This is a genomic window from Neisseria perflava (assembly GCF_019334725.1).
In the GTDB taxonomy this organism is placed as follows: domain Bacteria; phylum Pseudomonadota; class Gammaproteobacteria; order Burkholderiales; family Neisseriaceae; genus Neisseria; species Neisseria subflava_A.
This window is the reverse complement of record NZ_CP079818.1, coordinates 1,215,284-1,241,417: the sequence shown is the minus strand read 5'-3', so window position 1 is coordinate 1,241,417 and position 26,134 is coordinate 1,215,284. Positions and strand designations below refer to the sequence as shown.

Sequence of the window (26,134 nt, the reverse complement as noted above, 5' to 3'; positions counted from 1 at the left end):
TTTATCGCCTTAAAGATGCTATCTTTATGAATCTTTCCACTCCTCAATCCATTGAAAGGATGTATCATGGCTGAAGAAAACAAAATCAAAGTAAACGATTTGCCTGAAGATAAAAAAGAGCAAACCGAAGAAACCGAGCTGCCCGTTATCAACAATGAAGAAAAACGCGGCGGTCACAGCGAAGGTGGTTGCTGCGGCGCATGCGGCGGTTAAGCTTCCCGATAAAGCCTCAAGGCCGTCTGAAAAGTCTTACTTTTCAGACGGCCTTTTCCTTTCTAAACATTTACAGGTAAATCAATGAAAGGATGCGGGAGAAGAATTTAAACCCAACCGCGTTTGTGCTACATTCACATCTTTACAAACCACAACAATCTGCCCTCGCAGACACACAAGGAAGAAAAAAATGTTTTGGTATATCGTCGGCTTTTTCGCCTTCATCGTTTCCCTGCTTTCCCTTTGGGTCAATGCCAGCGCATTCGGCATGGAAGAGGATGGCACGCCGCAATCCGAATATGAAAAAATGTTGGGACTGGGTGCGAAATTGAAAGATAAAGAGACAGCTGCGAAAGAGCGCGAAGCGGCACGTTTTCACCCTGACGATTAAGCCTTACCGACTGGACAATCTTGCCGAACTGGGCTAATGTTCCAAACGCATAACGCACACCAACACAACTATACGAGAAGGTAAGAGAAATGACTGTACGAATCGAACACGATTTATTGGGCGACCGCGAAATCCCCGCTGATGTTTATTGGGGTATCCACACGCTGCGCGCCATTGAAAACTTTAAAATTTCCACGCAAAAAATTTCCGACGTACCGCAATTTGTCCGCAGCATGGTGATGGTTAAAAAAGCCACCGCGCAAGCCAACGGCGCATTGGGTGCCATCAAGCCGGAAATCGCGGCCGCCATTGAAAAAGCCTGCGATGAAGTATTGGTCAAAGGCCGCTGCCTCGACCAATTCCCGTCCGATGTTTATCAAGGCGGCGCCGGTACTTCGGTCAACATGAATACCAACGAAGTCATTGCCAACCTCGCATTGGAAGTCTTGGGTCACGAAAAAGGCCACTACGACATCGTCAATCCGATGGACCATGTCAACGCCAGCCAATCCACCAACGACGCCTACCCTACCGGCTTCCGCCTTGCCGTGTATTACAGCATCGGCGAATTGCTCGAAAAACTGGCTATCCTGAAAAACGCCTTTGCCGCCAAAGCCGAAGAGTTTAAAGACGTTTTGAAAATGGGCCGCACCCAGCTTCAAGACGCCGTACCGATGACGGCCGGACAAGAATTCCAATCTTTCCAAGTGTTGCTGGAAGAAGAAATCCTCAACCTCGACCGCACCCGCTCCCTGCTGCTTGAAGTCAACCTCGGCGCCACCGCCATCGGCACAGGCGTGAATACACCCAAAGGTTATGCGGCTTTAGTCGTTGAGAAACTCTCCGAAGTCAGCGGCCTGCCTTGCAAACTGACTGAAAACCTGATCGAAGCGACCTCCGACTGCGGCGCATATGTGATGGTACACGGCGCATTGAAACGCACAGCCGTCAAACTGTCCAAAATCTGTAACGACTTGCGCCTGCTCTCTTCCGGCCCGCGCGCCGGTTTGAAAGAAATCAACCTGCCTGAATTGCAAGCCGGTTCTTCCATCATGCCGGCCAAAGTCAATCCGGTAATTCCTGAGGTCGTCAACCAAGTGTGCTTCAAAGTCATCGGCAACGACACCACCATCACTTTCGCAGCCGAAGCAGGTCAGTTGCAGCTGAACGTTATGGAGCCGGTCATCGCCCAATGTATGTTTGAAACCATTTCCCTCTTGGGCAATGCCGCGGTCAACTTGTCCGAAAAATGCGTCAAAGGCATTACGGTCAACCGCGAAATCTGCGAACGCTACGTTTTCAACTCCATCGGTTTGGTCACTTATCTGAATCCGTACATCGGCCACCACAACGGCGATTTGGTCGGCAAAATCTGCGCCCAAACCGGCAAAGGCGTGCGCGAAGTCGTACTGGAGCGCGGCCTGTTAAGCGAAGAAGAACTCAACCGCATCCTCTCCCCAGAAAACCTGATGAATCCTCAGCTATAATCAGGATTTAAAATCAAAGGCCGTCTGAAACTTTACTTTTAAAATTTCAGACGGCCTTTTTATATTCATATTGATATTTAATCGATTTTTTCTGCGAAGTTCAAAATTAAAAGATAGCCTAACCGCAGGGTTTGATTTAACATGGTGCTGCCCTATCCTGTTTCCTTCTCCAATTCACGCAAACCGGATATCGGCAAAACGGTCAAAATAACATCTTCATTTATTAGGAAAAACCAATGAGTAAAATTACACGCGAACAAATGCTGCAAGTATTCGAAAATCGCTGTTCCACCCGTTATTACGATCCCGACAAAAAAATCAGCCAAGAAGATTTTGCAGCGATTTTAGAATTTGCCCGCCTCTCGCCCAGCTCTGTCGGCTCCGAGCCATGGAAATTTTTAGTTATCCAAAACAAAACCTTGAGAGAAAAGCTCAAACCTTTCAGCTGGGGTATGCAATCGCAACTGGACGACTGCAGCCATCTGGTCATTATCCTTGCCAAGAAAAATGCCCGTTACGATACCCCGTTCTTCCGCAGCGTTGCCGAACGCAGGGGCTTGCAAGGCGAGCAGCTGGAAAAAGCGTTGGCAAAATACAAAAGCTTCCAAGAAACCGACATTAAAATTGCCGACGACCAACGCGCGCTCTTTGACTGGAGCGGCAAGCAAACCTATATTGCTTTGGCCAATATGCTCACTGGCGCAGCCGCCATCGGCATCGATTCCTGCCCAATCGAAGGCTTCAACTACGACAAAATGAACGAAGTATTGGCGGCAGAAGGCCTGTTTGATGCCAACGAATGGGGCGTATCCGTAGCGGCAACATTCGGCTATCGCGCCAAAGAAATTACCAAAAAAGCACGCAAACCGATTGAAGAAATGGTAACTTGGGTTGAATAAGCGGTTTGGATTTTCAGGGCGGCGAATACCGCCCTTTTATTTTTTTCTAAAAGAGAAGCAAATTCCGTAACAACAAAGACTGCTAAAAATCCAAATAAAAAGGCCGTCTGAAACCCTGTGTCAGAAATCCTAGATTTCATTTCACAACGTTTCAGACGGCCTTGTTTCATACGCTACTGCTTAAAACGACACTTTCAAACTGCCGTAGAAAGCACGGCCATGTTCGTTGTATGTTTGTGCGCCGGCAGTTGTGCGGTACAGTTTTTTATTGAACAGGTTGCTGACACCGCCACGAACGGCCACGCGTTTGTTCCAGTTGTAGCCGGCATTGATACCCCAAATGCCGTAAGAGCCGACTTGCGTTTGGTTATGTTCGGAAGTCAAAGGAGTAACCCCTGCACGCAGATTACCGTTTTGCTCCAGTTTATTGATCGCCACGCCACGCGGTTTGGTACGGCCGTAGTGGGTAAAGGTCAGGTTGGCATCAAAACGTTCGTTTGGTGTCCAAGACAGCGTGCTGTTGAGGGTATGCTTCGGCACCAGAGACAATGGATTGCCTTGATAATCTTCAGATTTGTGCATATAAGTGAAATTGTTGCTCCACTTGAGTGTGTCATGCAACGGAATCACCAAGTTGCCTTCGATACCCGAAATAGTCGCTTTCGGCGTATTTTCCCATTGCAAAAGCCAGTTGCCGATATTGCTGGTGGCAATGATATTTTCACCAATCACGATTTTGTTGCGGTACGCGTTGTGGAAATAAGTCGCCGAAGCCTGCCAGCCGTTTTTGTTGAACTCAAGGCCAATCTCTTTATTGATACTGGTTTCGGGTTTCAAATTATTATTACCCATGTAGTAGCAGCGGACACTGCTCGGCGCATCAATCGGACAACCTTGACCGCGCGTGTACAGGATAAAGTCAGGATTGGTTTGATACAGGTTTGGCGCTTTATACGCACGGGCAATACCGCCTTTGACCAACCAGTTTTCGCCGATTTGATGCGAGAAATTCAACGCCGGACTCCAGTTGCTGCCGCTGTCACTGTTGTGGTCGAAACGGATGGCCGGAATCAGATGGGTTTTGTCGGTCAACGAAATATTGTCTTCAACGTAAGCTGCCCAGTTGCGTTGCGATGCCTTACCGCCGCGTACTGCTGAAATACCGTCAAACACGTCAGTCTTACCTTGGTCTTTAAATCCCTGACTATTGGAAGCAGGATCATCCAGCTTACTGTCAGTAAATTCTGCGCCGACCGTCAATACATTATCGACACCGAGTTTAAACGGAATATTCGCTTCGCTGCTGAAACGCAGGTTTTTCAGACGGCTTTGAACAAAATCCAAGCCTGTATAGCTGCCTTCCGGACCACCGGCCAAACCTTCAGGCAAGTGGCTGTTGACTGTACGCTCATAACTGATCACGTTTTTGGTATCGCCCCATTCCCATGCGCCGTCATGCGTTAAAGAATAAGCGGAACGATATAAACGGGCAGTTTCGGCTTTGCCGTCAGCTAAAGAATTAACCAAAGCGGAACGTGGATTGCTGTTTTGCGTATCGCCGTTGTAGATATTGCCCTGACGGCTGTAGCTGCTGTCTAAAATCAATGTTTGCGCAGGGCTGATTTTCCATTGCAGACGGCCGGCAATGTCTTTATTGCGTACGCCTTCGACACCGGCCGCGCTGTCGTTGCCGTGTCCGGCATTGATATCGGCTGCATCTGCATCCGTTTTATTCAGGTTGCCGTAAATGCGGAAGCCCAAAGTATCTTGAATAATCGGACCGCTCAAATTGAAGCCGATACGGCGGGTTGCGCCTTCTTTGCTGTCTTGCGGTTGATTGGCGTAAAGATTGACCTGGCCTTTAAATTCCTTAGACACTTTTTTGGTAACGATATTGACCACGCCGCCCATCGCGCCGGAGCCGTAACGCGTTGCCGCCGGACCGCGCAAAACAGTGATGGATTCAATTTCTTCAACCGGCACCCAGTTGCTGTCACCGCGCGTATTGCGTTCACCGCGCATACTGATACGCTCGGACTGGCGCGAGTTTACAGGCTTACCGTCAATCAAAATCAATGTGTTTTCAGGGCCCATTCCGCGCAAGTCGATTTGGCGTTTATTGCCGCGCTGACCCGTCGCCGTATTGCCGGTCAGGTTGACGCCCGGCATGGTGCGGACAAATTCGGAAATATCGTTGACGGCCGGACGCTTGTCGATGTCGTCTTTCGAAATACGCGATACGCCCAGCGACTGTTGCAGCTGTTTCTCGGCAGTAACGTAAACGGTATCGACTTCAGCCTGTTCGGCAGCTTTCTCTTCAGCAGCGTGAGAGAATGCGCTGATTAATGCCAAAGGCAAAATGGCGAGTGTGAATGTTTTCATTGCATCGTTTCTCTTTAACTTTGTTTGTTAAAATCAAAATAAAAATTATTCGGGATTTTAAATAAATTTAACAGAGTTTTCAATGCAATTAAGAGTGATTTACAATTATTCGTTAAATTAAGCCAATAAAAATAACCAAATGCCTAATAATTAAAAAGGCCGTCTGAACCGGCATGAAAGGGAATCTGAGATTTCCATCATACCGTTCAGACGGCCTTATTCAAATTTTAATTATTTGCCTGCTGCTTTTTGCAAAAGGGCATACAATTCGTCTTTGAGTTTGAGTTTGGCTTTTTTCAGCTCTTCAATCTCTTCGGCACCGCTGGTAACAGGGTTGTTAACCAAACCGGTGATTTTATCGTCCAGCTCATTGTGCTCGTCAAACAAACGGGCAAAGTGTGCATCCTCTTGTTTCAGTTTAGAAATCAAATCGCGATATTCTGGAAACATTTTGTTTTCCTCTCTTGTTAATTAAATAAAAAAGTACTGCGGTCAAAAACTAGGACGAATCAATCTTTAGCTTCATTATAACAAACACGGGCGTTTTATCCAGTCTTTTTTAAGTTGAAACTGTTTTACATCAAAATTAATAATATCAACATAAGTTAGTGCAAAAATAGAAAGAAACGGCTTTATAGACGGCTTGCCGACTTGGGCATACAATCGGGCTTATGCGTTTACACAATGGCCGAACCACCCTATTCCGTCATATCAACGGCATGGACGGACAATTTATCCTGCTTGAGAACCATCCTTCATGGATGCCGGTCAATGATGCCGATTTCAACCATGCCGCACCCCTGCCCGACGGTTTGGCCGTACACGAAGAATCGTTTTATCCATTTGAAAAAATAGATGCCGAATCGGCAGACAATATCAAAATCTTCAGCGAAGAAGCCCTGCGGCTGGAGAAAGAACGATTAAATTCGGTAGCCTTGGTAGAACTGGCAAAAAATCTTAAAGCCGCCCAAGCAGAAGCCGATTTATCCGCGCTTCTGGAAAAAATGGATTTTCATTTAAAACAAGATGATATTTTCAAATAAACCTTTCAATCTCAAGCCGTCTGAAACCAAACACCAGACACAATTGTTGACAATGCAAGAAAAATAGTTCATCTTGAACCAATCCGCAGCACTCCATCCTATATTTTCAGCCCATCACAAAGGAATCGAGAACATGTTTTCAAAAAGCGTTACCCTCGCACAATATGACCCCGATTTGGCAGCAGCCATCGCCCAAGAAGACAAGCGCCAGCAAGACCACGTCGAGCTGATCGCCTCTGAAAACTACGTCAGCTGTGCCGTTATGGAAGCCCAAGGTTCGCAATTGACCAACAAATACGCTGAAGGCTATCCTGGCAAACGCTACTACGGTGGCTGCGAATACGTTGATATTGTCGAACAATTGGCGATTGACCGCGCTAAAGAGTTGTTTGGCGCAGAATATGTCAATGTCCAACCGCACTCCGGTTCTCAAGCCAACCAAGCCGTGTATGCTTCTGTTTTGAAACCGGGCGACACCATTTTGGGCATGTCTCTGGCACACGGCGGCCACTTGACCCACGGCGCAAGCGTTAATATCTCCGGCAAACTCTACAACGCCATTACTTATGGTTTGGATGAAAACGAAGTTCTCGATTATGCCGAAGTAGAACGCTTGGCTCTTGAACACAAACCCAAAATGATTGTGGCCGGTGCATCTGCCTACGCGCTGCAAATCGACTGGGCAAAATTCCGCGAAATCGCCGATAAAGTCGGCGCATACCTCTTTGTCGACATGGCGCACTATGCCGGTCTGATTGCCGGCGGCGAATATCCTAATCCGGTGCCATTCTGCGACTTCGTAACCACCACCACCCACAAAACCCTGCGCGGCCCTCGCGGCGGTGTGATTTTGTGCCGTGACAATACCCACGAAAAAGCGCTGAACTCTTCCATCTTCCCAAGCCTGCAAGGCGGACCGTTGATGCACGTTATTGCTGCCAAAGCCGTAGCGTTTAAAGAAGCGTTGCAACCTGAGTTCAAACAATACGCAAAACAAGTGAAAATCAATGCTGCCGCTATGGCGGAAGAGTTGGTTAAACGCGGTTTGCGCATCGTTTCCGGCCGTACCGAAAGCCACGTTTTCCTCGTTGACCTGCAACCGATGAAAATCACCGGCAAAGCCGCTGAAGCCGCTTTGGGCAAAGCGCACATTACCGTCAACAAAAACGCCATCCCGAATGATCCGGAAAAACCATTCGTTACTTCCGGCATCCGCATCGGCTCCGCCGCCATGACTACACGCGGCTTTAACGAAGCCGATGCGCGCGTATTGGCAAACTTGGTTGCTGACGTATTGGCCAACCCTGAAGACGAAGCCAATCTCGCCAAAGTCCGCGAACAAGTAACTGCTTTGTGCGATAAATATCCGGTTTACGGCGCATAAACATTTCGCCTTGGATAAAATAACAGGCCGTCTGAAACTTCAGACGGCCTTTTTTTATTTCAACTTTTCTTTTAAATTTCAAAACTGTTTGCTTTGCTGACTTTGCGTATCATGCCTGCCGCGACAGTATGGTTAGTGGCTTCGTCAATCAAAATAAACGCGCCTTGTGCATGGTTGTCTTCGTATGCGGCAGCAGCGAGCGGCTGCTGGGTTTTGAAGCTGATGCTGCCGATGTCGTTGAGCTTGAGCGTTTCGGCGGATTCGACCCGGCTGAGGGTATTGACGTCCCAAACGTAGGCAATTTCGCTGATTTTTACGGGCGTGGTTTGGGTCGTGTGTTTCAGCAAATATTTGCGGCGCAGATTGAGCGGAATATCGTCAAACCAGCAAAGCGCGGCTTGAAATTGTTGTTCGGGAACAATGCCGCTGTCGGCTGAAACAATGCTGTTGCCGCGTGAAATATCGATGTCCGTATTCAAAACAACAGTCAACACTTCCCCTGCTTCGGCAGATTCGGTTTTACCGTTGGCATTATAGATTTCGGCAACTTTGGCAACATGGCCGCTGGGTAAAACTTTGACTTCATCGCCCACTTTCAGACGACCCGCTTCCAATCTGCCTTGATAGCCGCGGAAGTCGTCACTGCTGCTGCCGTCTTGGCGCGCCACGCGTTGTACGGGAAAGTGCGCGGCTTGGTCGGCGGCATTTTGACGGTTGACAGGCAGGCTTTCAAGCAAAGGCAAAAGCGGCAAACCTTGATACCACGGGGTTTGGCTGCTGGCATTGACGATATTGTCGCCTTTCAAGGCGCTGATGGGCAGGAAGTGGATTTGTGCTTGGAGGCCGATTTGTTCCGCCAGTTTGCGGTAGGCTTCGGTAATGGCTTGATATTTGGCTTCGTCAAAGTCGAGCAAGTCGAGTTTGTTCACGGCGACGATGATGTTGGGGCAGCCCAAGAGTTTCAGAATTGCGCTGTGGCGTTTGGTTTGGGGCAGGAGGACAGGTTCATTACCTGAAAAATCGACGCGTGTGGCATCAACCAAAATAATGGCGGCATCGGCAGTCGATGCGCCGGTAACCATATTACGCGTGTATTGCTCATGTCCCGGCGTATCGGCAATGATGAATTTGCGTTTGGGCGTGGCGAAATAACGGTAGGCCACGTCAATGGTAATGCCTTGTTCGCGCTCGGCGGCAAGGCCGTCTGTCAGGCTGGCAAAGTCGGGCGTTTCACCGTTTTCGGCAGCACGGTTAAGCTTGTCAATCTGGTCGGTCAGTAAGGTTTTGCTGTCGTAGAGCAGGCGGCCGATGAGGGTGGATTTGCCGTCATCGACACTGCCGGCGGTAATGAAGCGCAAAAGCGGAGCGGAAGCTGCGGTCATGATTCTTTTCCATTTCTCGTGATTTCTCAAACTGACTGCTACTTTAAACAGGCCGTCTGAAAATGGGAAAGAATGTTTGGTTGTTAAAAAAGCTGTTTTCGTTATATCGCGAAGCTATGGGATATTGCCTCACGCCATCTGTTTTCTCCGGGTCGCCAACCAACACACAATCGACCCTAAGCACACCATTCCCGCACCCTGCCAAAACGTCATGGACAAAGGCGCGCTGATCAAAAACGAGGACACTACCGCAGACAATACCGGAATGAAATAAGATGCACCCGCCAATACGGTCAGGTTGCCACGCGAAATACCGATATTCCACACTGCATAGCCCAAGCCCATACAAGACGCGGCGGCAACGGCATAGCCGAGCGATACAGAATCAAAACTCAACGTATCCGCGCCGCTGAGAAAATACTCTATCCACAACAGTATAGACACCAGCGCAAAGAAGAAGCCGACGCTGCTGCCTTCCGCTTTCACGCGCGCCGTCAGCGTACAATATGCCGCCCAAAACACTGCGTCCGCAAATGCCATGATGTAGCCGCCGGGATTGGTGCGGACATTGTGGTAAATACCGGAAACCGACAAACCGACATCGCCGCCCAATACAGTGGCAATCCCTAAAAACGACAGCACAAAGCCGATGACTATCCACCATTTTGACGGCTGTTTGTTGAAATATACCGCCCCGACGATGGTAAACGTCGGCCACAAATAATTGACCATGCCGATTTCCACCGCCTGTCTCGCGTTTTGCGCAAAACCGACCGACAGCGACAAACACAGTTCGCAGCCGACAAAAAACACGCTCGCCCAAAACAGATAGCTGCGGTTGTAATTACGCAAATGCGGCCGGCCGAAAATCAGCCAAATCAATACGGTAGACAGGGTGTACATCATTGCCGCGCCGCCCACTGCCCCCATATGCAGGCTCAAAGAGCGTATCAGAGAAATGACAAAGCTCCACAAAGCAACGGCAAGCAGCCCGATGGCAGTGGCTTGTTTAGAGGAGATGTTTTGAGATAAGAAATGAATCATGGCGTATGTGTTGAAGATGTTATTAGGTTTATCGTAGTTTGAAAATATCGTTTCTACATTAATTATTTTAACGGTTTCAAGGCCGTCTGAAAACGATTGTTTCAGACGGCCTTCTATTTGCAATTAGTCCTAAATATGACTATAATCTGCATCCAATTAGTCAATATAGAGACCAATTTATGAATCAGCTCGACCAACTCGGTATGCGCATCAGTCATATAGACAGCGCATTCGACCAATGGATTAAACAGCAAAACACCAACTACAATACCTTCGCCGTTCTCTACACCTTGGCCACCGAAGGCAGCCGTACTCAAAAATACATAGGCGAAGAATGGAGTCTGCCCAAGCAAACCGTTTCCGGCACATGCAAAACGCTGGCGGAACAAGGCTTGCTGACATTTCAAGAAAGCGAACAAGACAAACGCGAACGCTTATTGTCGCTGACCGAGCAAGGCAAGGAATCCGCCGCACCATTGGTGCAAAACATGCAGGAATTCAGCAAACGAATTTTTACCGCCTTCGGTGAAAAACGTGCAGCCCGACTGTTTGCCGATTTGGACGCATTGGCCGAATTAATGGCGCAAACCCTCAATACTAAATAAGGAGGGCAGCCATGTGGAAAATGTTGAAACACATCGGTCAAACACACCGCCGCAAACTCATCACAACCTTCTCTCTCGTCGGCTTGGATAATCTGCTCTTGCTGGTTTATCCCGTGTTTGGCGGCTGGGCGATTAATGCCGTTATGGAAGGCAACGTCTGGCAGGCAATGTTGTATGGTGTGGTGATTTTATTAATGTGGATAATCGGAGCTGCCCGCCGAGCAGCCGATACGCGTACGTTTACCCAAATTTATACCGAAATCGCCGTCCCGGTCGTTTTGGAACAGCGCAAACGAGAAGTACCGCATTCCGCCATTACCGCACGCGTCGCCCTATCGCGTGAGTTTGTCAGTTTTTTTGAAGAACACCTGCCCATCGCTGCTACTTCGCTGGTCTCCATCTTCGGTGCATGTATGATGTTGCTGATATTGGAATTTTGGGTGGGCGTATTGGCTGTCGCGATACTTGCCCTGTTTTTATGGTTGCTGCCGCGTTTTGCCGCTATCAGCGAAAACCTATATTTCCGTTTAAACAACCGACTTGAACGCGACAACCACCTTATCCGCGACGGCAACGAGCATCAGCTCTACCGCCACATGACTGGGTTGCCAAACTACGCGTGCTGATTTCCAACCGCGAAGCCTTAGGCTATCTCAGTATCGGCATAGCGATGAGCGTATTGTTCGGCTTTGCCTTTATACACATGACGCTTAAAGGCTATGGCAGCGCCGGCCATATCTATTCCGTCAGCACTTATTTATGGATGTTTGCAATGAGTTTGGACGATGTACCGCGCTTGGTCGAACAATACGCCAATCTAAAAGATATCGGACAACGCGTTGAACTTTCGGAAGAAAACAATTTTTCCAAGGCCGTCTGAAACCTTAACACACTATCAGGACATATTATGAGTTGGTTTTATTTAATCTTAGCCGGTATGCTGGAAATCGGCTGGCCATTGGGCTTAAAGCTGGCACAACAGGAAGGCTTCCGCTGGCATGGCTTTGCCGCCGCGCTTGCCTGCATCGCCGGTAGCGGATACTTCCTTTACCTTGCCCAAAAAAGTATTCCAATGGGTACAGCCTACGCCGTCTGGACAGGTATAGGCGCGGCAGGGGCGTTTTTAGTGGGCGTTGTATTTTTCAACGATGCCGCCAACTTCGGCCGCTGGCTCGGTGCATTTCTCATCATCTCCGGCGTCGTAGTGATGAAACTCTCCAGCGGAAACTGAAAATCTCGTTTCTATCCAATCCAAGGCCGTCTGAATGAGCATGTTCAGACGGCCTAATACCTTCCCGAATATAACGAAATCATCTTAAATTAAAACCAAGCATTCTTTCCTTTTTTCAGACGGCCTGTTTAAAGTGGCGACTGTCCATTATTCAAACAATCGGTTATAGCCGTCCAACAAAGGAATCCAAATGAGCCAAGCCAATCCGCTTCCACCCGAACTCTCCGTCCAACTCTCCACCCTATCCCCCACCCAACTTGCATGGCTCTCCGGCTATTGCTGGGCGCAAAGCCAAGGCATATCCGGTATAGCAACCCAACCATCTGCCCTGCAAACAGCCGTCCAGACAGTCAGCCGCCGCGTATTAGTCCTCTCCGCCTCACAAACCGGTAATGCCCGCAGCGTTGCCGAATCCTTACACGCCAAACTTCAAGCCGCCGGCGTAGAAGCCCGCCTCAGCAGCGCAGGCGATTTCAAAAGCAAAACCCTGCCCGACGAAGACATCATCCTTTTGGTTACCTCCACCCAAGGCGAAGGCGAACCGCCCGAAGAAGCCCTGCCCCTGTACAAATTCATCTACGGCAAAAAGAAACCCGATTTCAGCAAACTGACCTTTGCCGTATTGGGCCTTGGCGACTCCTCCTATCCCAACTTCTGCCAAGCAGGCAAAGACTTTGATGCCAAATTTGCCGAACTGGGCGCAGGCCGTCTGAACGACTTGGGCATTTGCGACTTAGAATTCCAGGCCGATGCCGACGCATGGATTGCCGCCGTCGTACCCAAAGTGGCCGAATTAACCGCCCAAGCAACAAGCCCAAGTACAACCGCCGCATCAAACGGCTCAGCAACACCAAGCAGCGGCACCATCTACACCAAAGAAAACCCCTACACAGCCACCCTCTCCGTGCGCCAGAAAATCACCTCACGCACCGCAGAAAAAGACGTCGAACACATCGAAATCGACCTCAGCGGCTCAGGTTTGCATTATCAGGCAGGCGACGCACTCGGCGTATGGCCGCTGAATGCCGCCGACCTCGTTCAAGAAATCCTCGACCTCAACCAACTGACCGGCAGCGAAACCGTCCAACTTTCAGACGGCCGCGAAACCGACATCCGCACCGCCCTGACCGAATCCGCAGACATCACCCAAAACACACCGGCATTCGTCCAACAATACGCCGAATTAACAAACAACGAAGAACTCAAAGCCATAGCCGCAGATAAAGCCCAACTGGATGCCTACCTCGCCGCCACACCGCCCGTAGGCGTATTCGCAGCCTATCCGCACCCACTGGACGCACAAACCCTATACAGCCTCTTCCGCCCACAAACCCCGCGCCTTTACTCCATCGCCTCCGCACAAGACGAAGTCGGCGAAGAAGTCCACCTCACCATCGGCGTCGTCCGTTTCGACCACCACGACCACACCTACACCGGCGCAGCATCCGGCTACTTGGGTGAACGCCTCGAAGAAGGCAGCGAAGTCCGCGTCTTTGTCGAACCCAACCCCAACTTCCGCCTGCCGCAAAACAGCGATACACCCATCATCATGATCGGCGCAGGCACAGGCGTCGCCCCCTTCCGCTCCTTCATGCAACAACGCGCCGCCAATGGCGACAGCGGCAAAAACTGGCTCTTCTTCGGCAACCAACGCCTGGCTGACGACTTCCTCTACCAACTCGAATGGAGTGATTGGCGCAAAGACGGCCTCCTTACCCGCGCCGACCTCGCATGGAGCCGCCAAGGCGAACACAAAGTCTATGTCCAACACAAAATCACCGAACGCGCCGCCGAAGTTTGGAACTGGCTGCAACAAGGCGCACACATCTACGTCTGCGGCGACGCAGCACGCATGGCGCGCGATGTCGAAAACGCCCTGATCGAAGTCATCGAAACCCAAGGCAAACTCAGCCGCGACGAAGCCGAGGACTACCTCAACGACCTGCGCGAAGACAAACGCTACCAACGCGACGTTTATTGATTGGACAAGCCAAAATAAAGGCCGTCTGAAAGCTGAATTTCAGACGGCCTTTTTAAGGAACTTGCTCGGATTGTTATCAATTTATCTTGTCTTGCATTATAATTATGCAAATTTGACTCACTCGAAAGAAAATAAATTGGAAGGATTACAACAACTTGTAGATTTATTGGTGGGTTTTATCGATTGGATATTGAAATTACTGGCCTTCTTGTTTTAAACTACGTTCCATACTTTTATACATTAAAGACGTATTTTCATCATGCAAACCGCGCAATGCTCCGCTACTTTCTTCTATTGGTACCACACAAACGTGCGGTACTTTTTTGCGCTTGTCTGAAACAGACCAAATTGAAAATACGCAAATCAGAGCCGCCTCATTTGAGCGGCTTTTTTTATACCCACCATGGCCGCTTAAATCCACCCATTTTTAAGAAATAAGGAATACAGCCATGACCGCTTCAACTAAAATCCACAGCCAAACTCAAATGTTACACACCTGCCGCATGGTCGTTGACAGCAACAGCCACCACAGCATGTCCAACACGCTCACTTTGCCTGATACGCCCGACAACCTCATCAGCGAAGCCTTAATTCCGCAAGTACGCACCATCGCGACTTTGATTGCCGCAGAGCGTCACGATTTCAATCAAAGCAGCCCCAGCGTTTTTACTGATGAAGCGGATTTCTTCGCGGCGCGTATTTTGGTTTTGGGCGTACGCCGTTTCCATTTGGACATTACCCTGTTGCCCATGCTCAAAACCGCCAACAAACGCGCCGAAGCCTTCGCCAAACGCCATCACATGCCCTTCTCTCCCGCTGAAATGCAAATGTCCCTGCACACCCGCCGCCCTGCCAACCTGCTGATTATCGAAACCGAACACGAGATGCCTACACTGGGCAATCTGGCCGCCAACAGCCGTGCATTTGCCGCGCAACTTTCCAATATTATTTTGTAAAACCACTTGAAAAACAGGGAAATGGTTTAATATTAGGCAAACACACTCCGCCGAAATCTCGGCAAAGACAAACTTCTCTCAGGAAAAACAATGAAAAAACTGATTGCCTTAGCCGCCCTTTCCACTTTTGCCCTCGCTGCCTGCAAAGACAATACCCAAGCGCAGCTTGAGCAACAACAAAAACAAATCGAAGCATTGCAACAACAGTTGGCACAACAAAACGGCCAACAAGAAGACAATACGGTTTACCAGCTCACGCCTGAAGCCGTGAAAGACACCATTCCTGCCGAGGCACAAGCCAACGGCAACAACGGCCAACCGGTAACCGGTACAGACGGTCAACAATACATCTACGACCAATCCACCGGCAGCTGGCTGCTGCAAAGCTTGGTGGGCGCGGCAGCCGGTGCATTTATCGGCAACGCATTGGCCAACAAATTCACACAGGCGCGCAATCAAAACAGCCCGATTGCCCGTCAAGCCCGTACCAACTATTATCAAACCGCACGTCCAAACGGACGCACCAGCCAACAGCTGAATACGCGCACCCTGCGTGCCCAACAGCAAAATGCGCAACAACAAAACGCTCAACAGCAACAGCGTTACCGCGAAACCGCGCGTCAGCCTTCCAACTACCGCCGCCCAAGCATGGGTCGGGGCTTTGGCCGCCGTCGCTGATTCGGTTTAATATTCCATCTTTCGTGCTGAAGCACACACTTTACGCATGGATTTTAGGTTTCATGCAGGCTACAGTTTGTTTGAGAATATGTTTTTTGTATTTCTTTACACTTTTTTTGATATTCAGGGTGAGCTATTAAGAAATCAGATATTGCAATATTAAAGTAATGATATGCTAAATTAATAGGTATAATTAATTCTTCAGGATTGAAATCATCTCCAACTGAAAAATAAATAGAAGGAGCTTTATCAATATACTCAAATCCATTTACCTCTTCATAATCTCCAATCCATCTGGTAGCATCTATTTTTTCATATTGAGCACCTATTACTCCAAAATGTCCGGTAGTTGTAATATTTTTAAAACACTCTAAAAGCGTATCTTTAGTTTCAAATTGGTAAATTGTTTCAAAAAAAATCGAAATAACAAAATGGTTGTTATTTATAGATTTTTTCTTTAAGTTTAGAAAAATATTATTTTTCATAATTTTTCCTTTAAATTATTCTGGGTGAATGTTTGTAATTCTTCCTGTATTTACATCAAAATATGATCTAAATTTGATTCCGTCAAAGGTTTCTGAGAATTGAATGACATTTTTTCTTTCCGATATTGATTTAGTTCTTTCATTTTGAGCAATTTTAGAGGCTTTTGAATATCCTTGTGAAGCAGCTTTTTGAGCCATTTGAAGTATTTTATCATCAGAAAATTTTTTAGGATCATAAACAGTTTTTATACTTGAAATTTCCTTAAATCCACCATCAGGTTTACCTGTCCTGTCTAGTGTAGGAATCTCATATTTAATTCGGGTAATGCCTTCAATATCAGTTTGGGTTTCAGATTTTACGCGTCCTCCTCGTGAATTTAGTTCTGCCATAAAATTGGTGCGGTTATGGGCTCCTTTAATGCCCTGTTTTTGACTAAAACCATCAGCATTTGCCAGATGTCTTTTTAGGTTTGTATCGAAACTGATGCCTTCCGGGTATTTGACATTAGTAATAGGTGTATTTTGTTTTACAAACCCTCTTGGTATTGGAATGAATCTAGGATTAACTCCTGGATATAAACGCTCCCAATATAAAAGGCCGTCTGAAAATCAGATTTTCAGACGGCCTTTGGTTTTCTCTATTTTCTTATTGCAGACTTGTCAGGTCTGTTTGTATGCGTTATGCCCAAAAGTCTCGCGGAGCGTCCAATACAGGTTTGACGATGCCGGTACGGATGGCGAAATCGCCAAAACCTTCATCATCTAAACGGTTTCGAGACCAATCTGCTACCCAGCCTTCGACAATTTCAAGGATTTCAGGTTCGGTAATGTTTTCTTTAAACAGACGCGGGATGCGTGTGCCTTCACGGTTGCCGCCTGCGTAAAGGTTGTAGCGGCCGACGGCTTTGCCGACCAACCCAATTTCCGCCAGCATGGCGCGGCCGCAACCGTTGGGACAACCAGTTACGCGCAAAACGATGTATTCGTCTTCCAAGCCATATTTGGCGAACATTTCGTCGATTTTATCGGAGAATGTTGGTAGGAAACGCTCAGCCTCCGCCATCGCCAGCGGGCAAGTCGGCAAGGCAACGCAGGCCATCGAGTTCTCACGCTGGATGGTAATCGATTTGCTGATTAATCCATGCTCTTTGGCGATTTTATCAATCGTATCTTTTAATTCCGGCGGCACGTTGGCAACCACCAGATTTTGATTGGCCGTCAGACGGAAGTCGCCGGGATGGATTTTGGCAATTTCGCGGATGCCTGTTTTCAACGGTCTGTCGGGATAATCGAGCAGGCGGCCGTTTTCAATAAACAAAGTCAAATGCCAGTTACCTTCATGCCCTTGCACCCAGCCGATATGGTCGCCGCGATGGGTAAACTCGTAAGGGCGAATGGGCTCAAACTTAATGCCCATGCGCCTTTCGACTTCCTCTTTGAACACATCTACGCCGACGCGTTGCAGCGTATAGCGTGTACGCGCTGCTTTGCGGTCGCTGCGGTTGCCCCAGTCGCGCTGTGTGCTGACGACGGCTTCGGCGGCATTGAGGGTGTATTCCAGCGGAACGAAACCAAATTCGTAAGAAGTGTTCGGATAAGTTTTGGTATTGCCGTGTTCGCTGGATAAACCGCCGCCGACCAATACATTGAAGCCCACCAACCTGCCGTTTTCTGCAATCGCCACGAAACCCAAATCATTGGAATGAATGTCCACATCGTTATCAGGCGGAATCACAACGGCAGTTTTGAACTTGCGTGGCAAATAAGTTTTACCCAAAATCGGCTCGACCTCATCGGCAATTTCTTTATTGCGCGGCTCGGTCGGCTCGGTCGTGAACACTTTTTCACCGTCCAACCATACATCGGCATATGCCATGGTGCGCGGCAGAAGGTGCATACTGATGCGCGCCGCCCATTCATAGGCTTCTTGATGTAAAGTGCTTTGCACAGGATTGCTGGTACACAACACATTGCGGTTGACATCGCTGGCTGTGGCAATGGAATCCAAACCAAGTTTGTGCAATGCCTGATGCGCCTGTTTTAAATCGGTTTTCAGAATACCGTGGTATTGGAAGGTTTGACGGTTGGTCAGGCGGATGGAGCCGTAAATCGTGTTTTCACCGGCAAATTTGTCGATACCCAGCCACTGCTGCGGCGTAATGATGCCGCCGGGCAAACGGCAACGCAACATCATGTTTTTTAAAGGCTCAAGTTTTTGTTCGGTACGCTCGGCACGAATATCGCGGTTGTCCTGTTCGTACATGCCGTGGAAGCGGATAAGCTGAAAGTTGTCGGCAGTAAAGCCGCCGGTAAAGTCGTCTTTCAACTCTTCCTTAATCGTGCCATGCAGATAATCGCTGCGCTCTTTCAAGGCTTCGTTGCCGGACAAAGGCGTCTCAGGCAGCTTGGCTCGTGGGTCGGTTGTGGTAGCAGTCATTGAAGCACTCCTTATTTTTGGTATAGGCGTTACTTTAATGAGGCCGTCTGAAAATGAGAAAGAATGGTTTGTTTGTTTTAAAGACGATTTTGTTATATCGGTTTGAAACATAAAAAGGCCGTCTGAACTTTGCTTTCAGACGGCCTTGATATTAGACAGGACAAACCGATTAGGCTTGTTTGTTCCAACGTTCGATAGATTCTTTGATGACTTGTTTCGCTTCTTCTACATCGCCCCAAGATTCAACTTTAGTAGTACCTGCTTTTTTCAGGTCTTTGTAGTGGTTGAAGTGGAACTCGATTTGTTTGATCAGTTGTTGCGGCAAATCGGCCAAAGTTTTGTAGGCGTTGCCGTTGTTGCGGTCATCGGCTGGAACGCAGACGATTTTGTCGTCTACTTCGCCGTCGTCAACGAATTTCATCACGCCGATAACGCGTGCTTCCAGGAAAATACCGGTTGCCAAAGGCTGCTCGGTAACCAGTAATACGTCCAATTCGTCGCCGTCTTCGTCCAAAGTTTGCGGAATGAAGCCGTAGTTGGTCGGTTTGGCGAAAATTGCCGGTTCAACGCGGTCGAGTTGGAAAGCGGCCAGTTTGCGGTTCCACTCGATTTTGTGGTTGCTGCCCGCTGGGATTTCGTTGACAACGTTGATGATGCCGCCGTCCACGTCGCCCGGGGTCAGGATTTTGTTGAAGTCTGCCATGATGGTTTCCTTTGATTTTAAAGAGAGTCAAACGGCGAAAGTATAACAAACCCAAGACCGTCTGAAAATGTGAAACTGTCGTATTCAGACGGCCTTTTTGGCATTCAGCCTTTTGACCAGTTCTAAAATTGCGCGTTTATTGGAAGGGGAAAACACTTTTTCCGCTGCTTCTTCCGCACCAAACCAGCCGTAGGCAACGTGTTCGTCCGGTTGTAACATGATGGGCGTATCGCGCGGAATTTGGGCGGAGAAGATGTGTTCGCGGTTTTCAAAAACGCCTTTGGGATAGCGATGGCGCCAGTGATGATAGATTTCATAAACGGTGCTGTCGTGCCAGTTTTCCAGCTGGCCGTCTGCAAGGCGGATACCGGTTTCTTCCCACACTTCGCGCCATGCGGTTTCTTCGATGCGCTCGCCCTCTTCCAAGCTGCCGGTAACCGACTGCCAAAAACCTTGCGGCGCCGTGCGTTCAATCAGCAGGATATTGCCGTCTTTATCATGCAAAACGACCAAAGCGGAAACGGGATATTTCAAAGGCTTACCGCTCATGACTTGTCCTTGCCGGATTGATTTGGGAGGCTGATTTTTTGTAGTAAGTAAGCCAAAAGGTTTTCCATGTATCACTCAAAAATGGGAAATTGATATTCAGACGGCCTTTGCCGTAAATCCGCAAAGGCCGTCTGAAATTATACCTGATTTAATTGCGCCAGTTTCCGAGACACCAGCTCTGCCGCTTCTTCCGGCGACTTGGCCTTCAACCCTGCTTCGCCAAAATACGAAATTTTAGGCAAATCACACAAAAACTTATCTACGTCTTGCGCCGTCAAAAAGCGGCCGTGCAAATCAAATCCGACATTTAAAGCACGCCCTTTGATTTCCGCCACCCTGTCATGCAAATGGCCGTATAAGTGATACCAACCCTGATAGCAGCCGTCCCATTCCTGAATCGGATAGTGAAAGAGAACCAGCGTATTCTTAATTTCCGGCGATTTGAGTTTCAAATACGACCGTATGGACGACAGCAGCGGATGACCGTCATGCTTGGTCTGGCTGCGGAAAAAATCGGCATGCTGCCGAATCACATGATCATGATTGCCGTAAATCAAGTGATGTTGCCCGTTCAAACGCGACAAAACGCGCTCTATCTGCTTATGGTCTTGGGCAAAGGAAAAATCGCCCAAGTTGTACACCGTATCTTCAGGCGTAACGGTTTCATTCCATGTCCTGATTAAAAATTCATCCATCTGCTCCACGTTATCGAACGGTCGAAATTGCGGGCAGAATTTGGCGATGTTTTTATGTGAGAAATGTAGGTCTGATGTGAAGTAGATTTTGCTCATGCCATGCTTTCTGCGTTGCAAGCTTGAATCGTATCACGCGCGGGCGTATGCTGAATAATGTTTATTGTATGCTTCAAGGAGTTTTTATGCATTTGGTTATTGCCGCGCCGGCCAACGGCGCAATATTGAAAGACGCGCTCAAAGCGCATCTGCAAAACGACACGCGCGTCAGCAGCTTGGTCGATTTATCCTCGCCTGAAGGAACCTATCCGCAACTCTCGTTTGCCGCGGCCGAAGAAGTCGCGGCAGGACGCGCCGACCGTGCGCTGTTGATTTGCGGTACCGGCGTGGGCACGGCAATCGCCGCCAATAAAGTGCGCGGCATACGGGCGGCAACGGCGCACGATTTACTCACGCTCCGCGGCTCTGTGGAAAACTATGATGCGCAGGTTTTATGTATGGGGCAAAACGTCATTGCCGCTCCGGCCGCTTGGGCATTGGTCGATATCTGGTTGGATTTGCGCCACGACACAAGCAGCGGCTATGCACCTAAGGTTGGCGAAATCGAAGCGTATGAGCGCGGAAAATAAATACGCATTGCCCCATATATTTTCAGACGGCCTTACAACTGCTTCAAAAACGCCTGAATAAACGCGATTTTATCCAATTCCGGCATAGCATTGAACGCTTCCTGATGCTCGTGGATATAGTCGATTAAAGGATAAAACTCTTCATCAACATGGCGTTTGTCGAGTTTGCGGCTGATATTGCCCTCGTTGCTTCGTCCTAAAAACTTGGAAATCAGGTAATACGGCGATTTGAGTTTAAACAGCATTTCGCCGTTTTGAGCATCAAATACCATAAAGCCTTCGTGTTCCACGTTCTTCAGACGGCCTTTCAGCTCGCCGAATGTGATGTTTTTCAGCGTTTCGGGGCGGCGGATGCCGTATTGTTTGCCGATTTCGTCCAATTCGGCTTCGCTAAACTGACGGCCGGTTGCCACATCAATGCAGCCGATTAAGGTTTCGCCCAATTCTTCTCGTATGATGTGTACGTCTTTCGCATCTGTGATTTCAAACAAAAAAGTATGGTTCGGATATGCACGGAACAAGGTTTCGTATTGCGCGCAGTGTGCTGCGGTCATGTCGGCAAACGCGCTATCAAGCGAACCGGTAGTCGAATACAGCACTTTGCCGTCAAACGCCGCGCCTTTAGACGGATGGTCGTCTGAAAGCGAGACGAAAGTGCAGCAGCCGAGGAAGCCGTTTACTTTTACTACCGCGTCCACCAATCTCTCGTCGCCGATTCGGATCGGGTAACGGCTGCCTTTGGCAATACGTTCCGAATAATTGAACACTTTTTTAAACGGGCGCACGATGATGCGGTTGTGCGCGTCGATAATCAAGCCGCGCATTTCCAGCAAAGCATCATCAAAGCGGTTGTTATAGAACACGCTGCGTGCGTATTTCAACACGCGCAATTCGGGATAACGCTTGGATGCTTTGGCAGTAAAGTTACAGCTGCCGTGTTGCAGATAATGATCGGTCACAAAGGTTTGCTGCGCCTCATCAAACACCAGCGGCTTATGCTCGATAGCCTGCATCTGTTCGATTTTTTCTAACTGTTCCGCATTTGCCGGCTGTACGGCTTCGATATGAATTTCGTTTGCCACACGGTTTTGGTTCAACTTGATATACGCCGCCAACACGTCATGCTCTTTCACGCCGTGTAGGTTGGGATAGAAATTGTGCAGTCGATAGACCTCTGTTTCAAAACCGCTTTTCTCCGCCTGATCCAATAAATGACGGCAACGCGAAGCTTTTTGGTTGGTATTGGAATTAATGATCAAAATATTTCGATTCAGATTTTGGCGTCCAAGTCTCAAAGTTTCGGTCATCAAGGCATTACCGCGCTTCAGCGCCTTATCCACCGCTTCTCCCGACCAACGATATTCACCGTATTCATCGGTAATGAACAAATCGTTTTCAATACGGACAACTTCCGCATCCGGATATTGCGCTTTAAATTCAGCAGCTTTTTGTTCGGCAAAAGTCGATTTTCCCGAACCTTGATGGCCGCGGATTAAGATGAATTTTTGCATTTTGTTTCCTTATTCTTTTTCTCAGCTTGCCCTGAATCAATAGGCCGTCTGAAATATATTTCTACTTTTTTCAGACGGCCTTAGCTTCAGTTTACAGCTGCCAACGGCGTTTTCTCAATCTCATCTACCCAGAAATCTGTACCCATACCTCGTTCGGCAAAGGAACCAATCAGGGAGAATACTTGATCGGAGAAGCCCCCGATGTTCAGGATGTCGCGGCGGTTTTTCGCTTGTGCGGTGGTGTAGGGCTGGATGTCCAAGCAGACGAGTTTGGCTTCGGGGCAGCGTTGTTTCAGGATGTCCCACTCTTTCATCAGACCGGTTTTGCCGCTCCAATGTGGTCCGCAATCTGCCCAGCTTTCGTTGTCAGACACGATGACGACCAAGTCCACATCGGCTTTTTCGCGGTTCAACAGAGCGAGCGGTGCGCTGCATGCCGTTCCGCCGCCGCCGATATTGGCGAGTTTTTCGGCGTTGGTCATGATGCTGTCGCGCGGATTGAGCTTCACGTTTACCGTGATTTGTTCAAACGGTATCACGCGGGCTTGCGGATTAGTACGCAACATAGCGGCGGACACGAGCGCGGCAATATCGATGCAGCGGGTTTTGGTGGACGCACTGCCGCGATAGCCGGTAGCCGGGCTGTGCATGGAACCGGATACATCCGGACAAACCACGACTTTGCCTTGGATTGCCGGTACGTTTTGTACGGCGGTTTCCATCGCATCTTGCAGGGCTTCGCGGATTTCAAACGGCATTTGTTCAGATGTTGCCTGATAGGCAGTCAGCAACTGATAAGGCAAAACACGGGCGCGGGCAATGGCGGTTTCATCACGCAGTTTTTCTGCCACCATTTTGATGTTTTTGCTTTTCGCAAACACTTCGTGGCGCAGGAAAGTGTTCAGGTTTTGACGAACCTGCTGCCATGAGCCGTTGCGGGCGATTTGCGCCCAGTCGCCGCTGTTCAAGTCTAAAGCAGTGAGCATTTGGAAAGGAACGTTGGGCAATTCGCCTTCTCGGCTTTGTTTGTAGTCTTCAAAAGCGCGGGTAATGGGCGGCAATGCTTCGCGGTCGTACGGTTTACCGATCAGCCATGCAAACCATGCGGCACGCCATGCTTCACGCGGTTTGGGATGCACCATTTTGACCACGTCCGCCAGCGACGGGGCGTTGCCGATAGCGGCGTTCAACAATTGTTTTTCGGTGGCGGTCAAAAGCCAGGTCTGCATCAGTTTTTTCGGACGGTTGCCGAAGGATTTTCTGCCGACCGCGCCGCTTCGGATGATTTGCGCGAAGTTGCGCAACATTTTACCGTTGTCCGCCACTTGGTCGAATACGCGGGCAAGCATGTTCACGTCTTTTTGCGCCAACACGGCAAGCAACAGCGCTGGCATATCTTTCATAAAACCTTTTTGACGGGCATATACGGCAGTTTTGGCGATAAACTCGACATCTAGGCTTTCTGCCAATTTCAACACTTGGTCAAGCTGGCTTTGGGCATCAGCATAGAAGGTATTGTTCAGACAACCGGTAGCGGCAAGCTGTGCCAGCTGTTGTTTGGGTGTCAGCGTGTAGGCGATGCCGCCGGCTTCATTATAGGTATCGGTTTTAATCAAACGGTTTTTAATAGATTGAAACAAATTAGTATTAGCCATTTTCATTTTCTTTCATATTGTTGGTTTGAGGCCGTCTGAACTTGTTTTAGCTTTGTTTTTCAGACGGCCTTGAATGGGTGGCAGCGTGGCGGCTAAAGATGAAGAGAAGCGTTTTTAACTGAAAGCTAATGTATTCTCTTCCGGGCATCCGCCTACTGCCGTAGGGCGACCAGTTTAATTAGGATCATTCGGGTTTGTAGCAAGAAAGGAATGTAATCCTAATAGCATTCGCCCATAAGGGGTGGCACATTGGGCAACAAAGAGTGGAGAAATTTTTACGCGCTCTATCCACTGAGCTACTCTGCCATAGTTGGCGGCAGAGACGGGACTCGAACCCGCGACCTCGAGCTTTACAGGCTGTAATTCCTCCGGCATTTGCCGTTTGCACCAAAAACAGTTTTTATATCAGCCCGCCTGAATATTTCAGACGGCCTCGAATGGGTTGCAGCGTAGCGGATAAACATGAAGAGAAACGGTTTTAACGTGAAAGGTTAATGTACTCTCCCCAGGCATCCGCCTGCTGCCGTAAAAATAATATGGCACGCAACAAGTTTTTAAGGGAAACATGCCTTGGCTCTACCAACTGAGCTACTCTGCTATTGTGGATAACAGAGACAGGACTCGAACCTGCGACATAAGGATATCCATGTTGTAGTTTCCCCAGGCATTTGCCTGCCATATTGAAAAAGGGTGGGCGACTAAATAAACAAGACGTTCAACGTCTATTAGACGAGACAGGATTCGAACCTGTTAATCCAAATGTAGTCTTGTTGGCATTCGCCCTGTAACCACACAGCAACTAAATTTACGGAAAATTTTTCTCCGGTAACTGTATTTCCCGAAGCATCTGCTGTATCGTTACATTCACAACATAGCCAACAGCGTGCCAAGAATAAAATTTTTATAAAAATAATTTTTAATTTATTGAATATAAAGAAAATATATTTTAAAGTGGCTTTTATCGACAAGAAGCGTAGAATACTAAAAAATATATTTATAGATAGTTATATAGAAAATAAAATATACAAGGATATATGATGAGATTCGATGATTTGGACAAACGCTTGCGACAATACGAAACCGCTTATGACTTTTGCGTACCACAGGAAAATTTTATTGTTGTACGCTTAGACGGGCGTGGTTTTACACGACTAACCAAGGAAATTTGGCAGTTTGAAGCCCCGTTCGACATTCGTTTCCGCGACCTGATGGCGCACACCGTCCGTCATTTGATGAAATGTGGCTTCAATGTGGTGTACGGCTATTCGGAAAGCGATGAAATTTCACTATTGCTGCGTCGAGACGACGATACGTTCAAACGCAAAACGCGCAAAATCATTTCGGTATTGGCTGGTGAGGCCAGCGCCGCCTTTTCTGTGGCGCACGGGCAGACCGCCGCTTTTGATGCCAGAGTTTGCGTTTTGCCGAACGAAAAACTGGTGGTCGATTATTTCCGTTGGCGGCACGAAGACTCATACCGCAACGCGCTCAACGCCCACTGCTATTGGATGCTGCGCAAGAAAGGAGAAAGCGTATCCCGAGCCACAGAAGCGGTCAGCGGTCTCACGCGCGCGCAGAAACATGATTTGCTGTTTGAACACAATATCAATTTCAACGAATTGCCCGCATGGCAGAAACGCGGCTTCGGTGTGTATTTTCAGACGGCCTTAAAAGAAGGTTTTAATCCGAAAACTGACGAAACTGTACAAGTAAAACGCCAAATCCTGCATACGGATTTCGAGCTGCCGTTGGGCGATGGTTACGGCGTGTTTGTATTGGAAAAAATAATTTAAAGGC

25 protein-coding genes and 1 pseudogene are annotated in these 26,134 nt (G+C 48.5%); 14 read left to right on the top strand and 12 right to left on the bottom strand.

What is annotated here, in order from left to right; translation table 11 throughout:
* Positions 1 to 66: 66 nt before the first annotated feature.
* The 4 genes from LPB400_RS05980 to LPB400_RS05965 all read left to right on the top strand — a co-directional run bounded on the left by LPB400_RS05980 (position 67) and on the right by LPB400_RS05965 (position 2,990).
* Positions 67 to 213, top strand: coding sequence for a hypothetical protein (locus tag LPB400_RS05980; protein WP_003685706.1), 147 nt, complete (start codon positions 67 to 69; stop codon positions 211 to 213).
* Positions 214 to 403: 190 nt separating this feature from the next.
* Complete coding sequence (locus LPB400_RS05975) at positions 404 to 604, top strand: hypothetical protein (RefSeq protein WP_003746297.1); 201 nt, start codon at positions 404 to 406, stop codon at positions 602 to 604.
* A gap of 89 nt (positions 605 to 693) precedes the next feature.
* Positions 694 to 2,091: an aspartate ammonia-lyase gene (gene aspA / locus LPB400_RS05970; RefSeq protein WP_219088436.1), complete on the top strand. Its 1,398-nt coding sequence runs from the start codon at positions 694 to 696 to the stop codon at positions 2,089 to 2,091.
* 236 nt (positions 2,092 to 2,327) lie between these two features.
* Positions 2,328 to 2,990: an NAD(P)H-dependent oxidoreductase gene (locus LPB400_RS05965; protein ID WP_219088433.1), complete on the top strand. Its 663-nt coding sequence runs from the start codon at positions 2,328 to 2,330 to the stop codon at positions 2,988 to 2,990.
* A 180-nt stretch (positions 2,991 to 3,170) separates the two neighbouring features.
* Here LPB400_RS05965 and LPB400_RS05960 read toward each other — a convergent pair whose 3' ends face one another.
* Together LPB400_RS05960 and LPB400_RS05955 are read right to left on the bottom strand one after the other, a co-directional pair.
* Entirely contained in the window at positions 3,171 to 5,372 is a 2,202-nt protein-coding gene (locus tag LPB400_RS05960; RefSeq protein ID WP_219088430.1) for a FepA family TonB-dependent siderophore receptor, read from the bottom strand.
* Positions 5,373 to 5,603: 231 nt separating this feature from the next.
* Positions 5,604 to 5,822 carry a YdcH family protein gene (locus LPB400_RS05955; protein ID WP_003685475.1) on the bottom strand — a complete coding sequence of 73 codons (219 nt, stop codon included), beginning with the start codon at positions 5,820 to 5,822 and terminating at the stop codon, positions 5,604 to 5,606.
* Between the two features lie 221 nt (positions 5,823 to 6,043).
* Between LPB400_RS05955 and LPB400_RS05950 the strand changes: the two genes are divergently transcribed.
* Positions 6,044 to 6,415, top strand: a complete 372-nt coding sequence (locus LPB400_RS05950) for a hypothetical protein (protein ID WP_219088428.1) — start codon at positions 6,044 to 6,046, stop codon at positions 6,413 to 6,415.
* Between the two features lie 133 nt (positions 6,416 to 6,548).
* The gene (gene glyA / locus LPB400_RS05945) at positions 6,549 to 7,799 is read left to right on the top strand and encodes a serine hydroxymethyltransferase (protein ID WP_049332446.1); all 1,251 of its coding nucleotides are present in this window, start codon (positions 6,549 to 6,551) and stop codon (positions 7,797 to 7,799) included.
* A gap of 71 nt (positions 7,800 to 7,870) precedes the next feature.
* Here glyA and LPB400_RS05940 read toward each other — a convergent pair whose 3' ends face one another.
* Positions 7,871 to 9,181, bottom strand: a complete 1,311-nt coding sequence (locus LPB400_RS05940) for a sulfate adenylyltransferase subunit 1 (protein WP_070461679.1) — start codon at positions 9,179 to 9,181, stop codon at positions 7,871 to 7,873.
* 129 nt (positions 9,182 to 9,310) lie between these two features.
* Positions 9,311 to 10,225: an aromatic amino acid DMT transporter YddG gene (gene yddG / locus LPB400_RS05935; RefSeq protein ID WP_070461936.1), complete on the bottom strand. Its 915-nt coding sequence runs from the start codon at positions 10,223 to 10,225 to the stop codon at positions 9,311 to 9,313.
* A 179-nt stretch (positions 10,226 to 10,404) separates the two neighbouring features.
* On the opposite strand from yddG, the gene LPB400_RS05930 reads away from it, so the two are divergent.
* The 6 genes and pseudogenes from LPB400_RS05930 (at position 10,405) to LPB400_RS05905 (ending at position 15,676) form a co-directional block, all read left to right on the top strand.
* Positions 10,405 to 10,830, top strand: a complete 426-nt coding sequence (locus tag LPB400_RS05930; protein ID WP_107791813.1) for a MarR family winged helix-turn-helix transcriptional regulator — start codon at positions 10,405 to 10,407, stop codon at positions 10,828 to 10,830.
* 11 nt (positions 10,831 to 10,841) lie between these two features.
* A pseudogene (locus LPB400_RS05925) lies at positions 10,842 to 11,710 on the top strand (ABC transporter six-transmembrane domain-containing protein).
* 27 nt (positions 11,711 to 11,737) lie between these two features.
* Positions 11,738 to 12,061 carry a DMT family transporter gene (locus tag LPB400_RS05920; protein WP_107791811.1) on the top strand — a complete coding sequence of 108 codons (324 nt, stop codon included), beginning with the start codon at positions 11,738 to 11,740 and terminating at the stop codon, positions 12,059 to 12,061.
* Positions 12,062 to 12,251: 190 nt separating this feature from the next.
* A complete protein-coding gene (locus LPB400_RS05915) occupies positions 12,252 to 14,042 on the top strand; it encodes an assimilatory sulfite reductase (NADPH) flavoprotein subunit (RefSeq protein ID WP_107791810.1) in 1,791 nt (596 codons plus the stop codon).
* 449 nt (positions 14,043 to 14,491) lie between these two features.
* Positions 14,492 to 14,998, top strand: coding sequence for a hypothetical protein (locus LPB400_RS05910; RefSeq protein WP_107791809.1), 507 nt, complete (start codon positions 14,492 to 14,494; stop codon positions 14,996 to 14,998).
* A gap of 90 nt (positions 14,999 to 15,088) precedes the next feature.
* Positions 15,089 to 15,676 carry a hypothetical protein gene (locus LPB400_RS05905; RefSeq protein WP_070461669.1) on the top strand — a complete coding sequence of 196 codons (588 nt, stop codon included), beginning with the start codon at positions 15,089 to 15,091 and terminating at the stop codon, positions 15,674 to 15,676.
* 53 nt (positions 15,677 to 15,729) lie between these two features.
* On the opposite strand, the gene LPB400_RS05900 is transcribed toward LPB400_RS05905, so the two are convergent.
* The 6 genes from LPB400_RS05900 to LPB400_RS05875 form a co-directional block, all read right to left on the bottom strand.
* Entirely contained in the window at positions 15,730 to 16,161 is a 432-nt protein-coding gene (locus tag LPB400_RS05900; protein WP_039406457.1) for a hypothetical protein, read from the bottom strand.
* Positions 16,162 to 16,176: 15 nt separating this feature from the next.
* Complete coding sequence (locus LPB400_RS05895; RefSeq protein WP_264081763.1) at positions 16,177 to 16,581, bottom strand: CdiA family toxin C-terminal domain-containing protein; 405 nt, start codon at positions 16,579 to 16,581, stop codon at positions 16,177 to 16,179.
* 259 nt (positions 16,582 to 16,840) lie between these two features.
* Positions 16,841 to 18,598, bottom strand: coding sequence for an assimilatory sulfite reductase (NADPH) hemoprotein subunit (gene cysI, locus LPB400_RS05890; protein ID WP_070461667.1), 1,758 nt, complete (start codon positions 18,596 to 18,598; stop codon positions 16,841 to 16,843).
* Between the two features lie 169 nt (positions 18,599 to 18,767).
* On the bottom strand, positions 18,768 to 19,301 hold the full coding sequence (locus LPB400_RS05885; RefSeq protein WP_003678634.1) for an inorganic diphosphatase: 534 nt from the start codon (positions 19,299 to 19,301) through the stop codon (positions 18,768 to 18,770).
* Between the two features lie 84 nt (positions 19,302 to 19,385).
* Positions 19,386 to 19,850 (bottom strand): dihydroneopterin triphosphate diphosphatase, encoded by a 465-nt coding sequence (gene nudB / locus LPB400_RS05880; protein ID WP_070748522.1) that lies wholly within the window; start codon positions 19,848 to 19,850, stop codon positions 19,386 to 19,388.
* Positions 19,851 to 19,987: 137 nt separating this feature from the next.
* On the bottom strand, positions 19,988 to 20,641 hold the full coding sequence (locus LPB400_RS05875; RefSeq protein WP_219088425.1) for a phosphoesterase: 654 nt from the start codon (positions 20,639 to 20,641) through the stop codon (positions 19,988 to 19,990).
* Between the two features lie 86 nt (positions 20,642 to 20,727).
* Between LPB400_RS05875 and LPB400_RS05870 the strand changes: the two genes are divergently transcribed.
* Positions 20,728 to 21,171: an RpiB/LacA/LacB family sugar-phosphate isomerase gene (locus LPB400_RS05870; RefSeq protein ID WP_219088423.1), complete on the top strand. Its 444-nt coding sequence runs from the start codon at positions 20,728 to 20,730 to the stop codon at positions 21,169 to 21,171.
* Between the two features lie 32 nt (positions 21,172 to 21,203).
* Here LPB400_RS05870 and LPB400_RS05865 read toward each other — a convergent pair whose 3' ends face one another.
* Positions 21,204 to 22,682 (bottom strand): RNA ligase, encoded by a 1,479-nt coding sequence (locus LPB400_RS05865; protein WP_219088421.1) that lies wholly within the window; start codon positions 22,680 to 22,682, stop codon positions 21,204 to 21,206.
* An 86-nt stretch (positions 22,683 to 22,768) separates the two neighbouring features.
* Positions 22,769 to 24,343 carry a vWA domain-containing protein gene (locus LPB400_RS05860; protein WP_219088419.1) on the bottom strand — a complete coding sequence of 525 codons (1,575 nt, stop codon included), beginning with the start codon at positions 24,341 to 24,343 and terminating at the stop codon, positions 22,769 to 22,771.
* A gap of 1,031 nt (positions 24,344 to 25,374) precedes the next feature.
* Between LPB400_RS05860 and LPB400_RS05855 the strand changes: the two genes are divergently transcribed.
* Positions 25,375 to 26,130 (top strand): tRNA(His) guanylyltransferase Thg1 family protein, encoded by a 756-nt coding sequence (locus LPB400_RS05855; protein WP_107768957.1) that lies wholly within the window; start codon positions 25,375 to 25,377, stop codon positions 26,128 to 26,130.
* Positions 26,131 to 26,134 lie beyond the last annotated feature (4 nt).

Coding starts and splice junctions, on each gene's coding strand:
- LPB400_RS05980 (WP_003685706.1), top strand. CDS start 67: ATGGCTGAAGAAAACAAAATCAAAGTAAACGATTTGCCTGAAGATAAA.
- LPB400_RS05975 (WP_003746297.1), top strand. CDS start 404: ATGTTTTGGTATATCGTCGGCTTTTTCGCCTTCATCGTTTCCCTGCTT.
- aspA (WP_219088436.1), top strand. CDS start 694: ATGACTGTACGAATCGAACACGATTTATTGGGCGACCGCGAAATCCCC.
- LPB400_RS05965 (WP_219088433.1), top strand. CDS start 2,328: ATGAGTAAAATTACACGCGAACAAATGCTGCAAGTATTCGAAAATCGC.
- LPB400_RS05960 (WP_219088430.1), bottom strand. CDS start 5,372: ATGAAAACATTCACACTCGCCATTTTGCCTTTGGCATTAATCAGCGCA.
- LPB400_RS05955 (WP_003685475.1), bottom strand. CDS start 5,822: ATGTTTCCAGAATATCGCGATTTGATTTCTAAACTGAAACAAGAGGAT.
- LPB400_RS05950 (WP_219088428.1), top strand. CDS start 6,044: ATGCGTTTACACAATGGCCGAACCACCCTATTCCGTCATATCAACGGC.
- glyA (WP_049332446.1), top strand. CDS start 6,549: ATGTTTTCAAAAAGCGTTACCCTCGCACAATATGACCCCGATTTGGCA.
- LPB400_RS05940 (WP_070461679.1), bottom strand. CDS start 9,181: ATGACCGCAGCTTCCGCTCCGCTTTTGCGCTTCATTACCGCCGGCAGT.
- yddG (WP_070461936.1), bottom strand. CDS start 10,225: ATGATTCATTTCTTATCTCAAAACATCTCCTCTAAACAAGCCACTGCC.
- LPB400_RS05930 (WP_107791813.1), top strand. CDS start 10,405: ATGAATCAGCTCGACCAACTCGGTATGCGCATCAGTCATATAGACAGC.
- LPB400_RS05920 (WP_107791811.1), top strand. CDS start 11,738: ATGAGTTGGTTTTATTTAATCTTAGCCGGTATGCTGGAAATCGGCTGG.
- LPB400_RS05915 (WP_107791810.1), top strand. CDS start 12,252: ATGAGCCAAGCCAATCCGCTTCCACCCGAACTCTCCGTCCAACTCTCC.
- LPB400_RS05910 (WP_107791809.1), top strand. CDS start 14,492: ATGACCGCTTCAACTAAAATCCACAGCCAAACTCAAATGTTACACACC.
- LPB400_RS05905 (WP_070461669.1), top strand. CDS start 15,089: ATGAAAAAACTGATTGCCTTAGCCGCCCTTTCCACTTTTGCCCTCGCT.
- LPB400_RS05900 (WP_039406457.1), bottom strand. CDS start 16,161: ATGAAAAATAATATTTTTCTAAACTTAAAGAAAAAATCTATAAATAAC.
- cysI (WP_070461667.1), bottom strand. CDS start 18,598: ATGACTGCTACCACAACCGACCCACGAGCCAAGCTGCCTGAGACGCCT.
- LPB400_RS05885 (WP_003678634.1), bottom strand. CDS start 19,301: ATGGCAGACTTCAACAAAATCCTGACCCCGGGCGACGTGGACGGCGGC.
- nudB (WP_070748522.1), bottom strand. CDS start 19,850: ATGAGCGGTAAGCCTTTGAAATATCCCGTTTCCGCTTTGGTCGTTTTG.
- LPB400_RS05875 (WP_219088425.1), bottom strand. CDS start 20,641: ATGAGCAAAATCTACTTCACATCAGACCTACATTTCTCACATAAAAAC.
- LPB400_RS05870 (WP_219088423.1), top strand. CDS start 20,728: ATGCATTTGGTTATTGCCGCGCCGGCCAACGGCGCAATATTGAAAGAC.
- LPB400_RS05865 (WP_219088421.1), bottom strand. CDS start 22,682: ATGCAAAAATTCATCTTAATCCGCGGCCATCAAGGTTCGGGAAAATCG.
- LPB400_RS05860 (WP_219088419.1), bottom strand. CDS start 24,343: ATGAAAATGGCTAATACTAATTTGTTTCAATCTATTAAAAACCGTTTG.
- LPB400_RS05855 (WP_107768957.1), top strand. CDS start 25,375: ATGAGATTCGATGATTTGGACAAACGCTTGCGACAATACGAAACCGCT.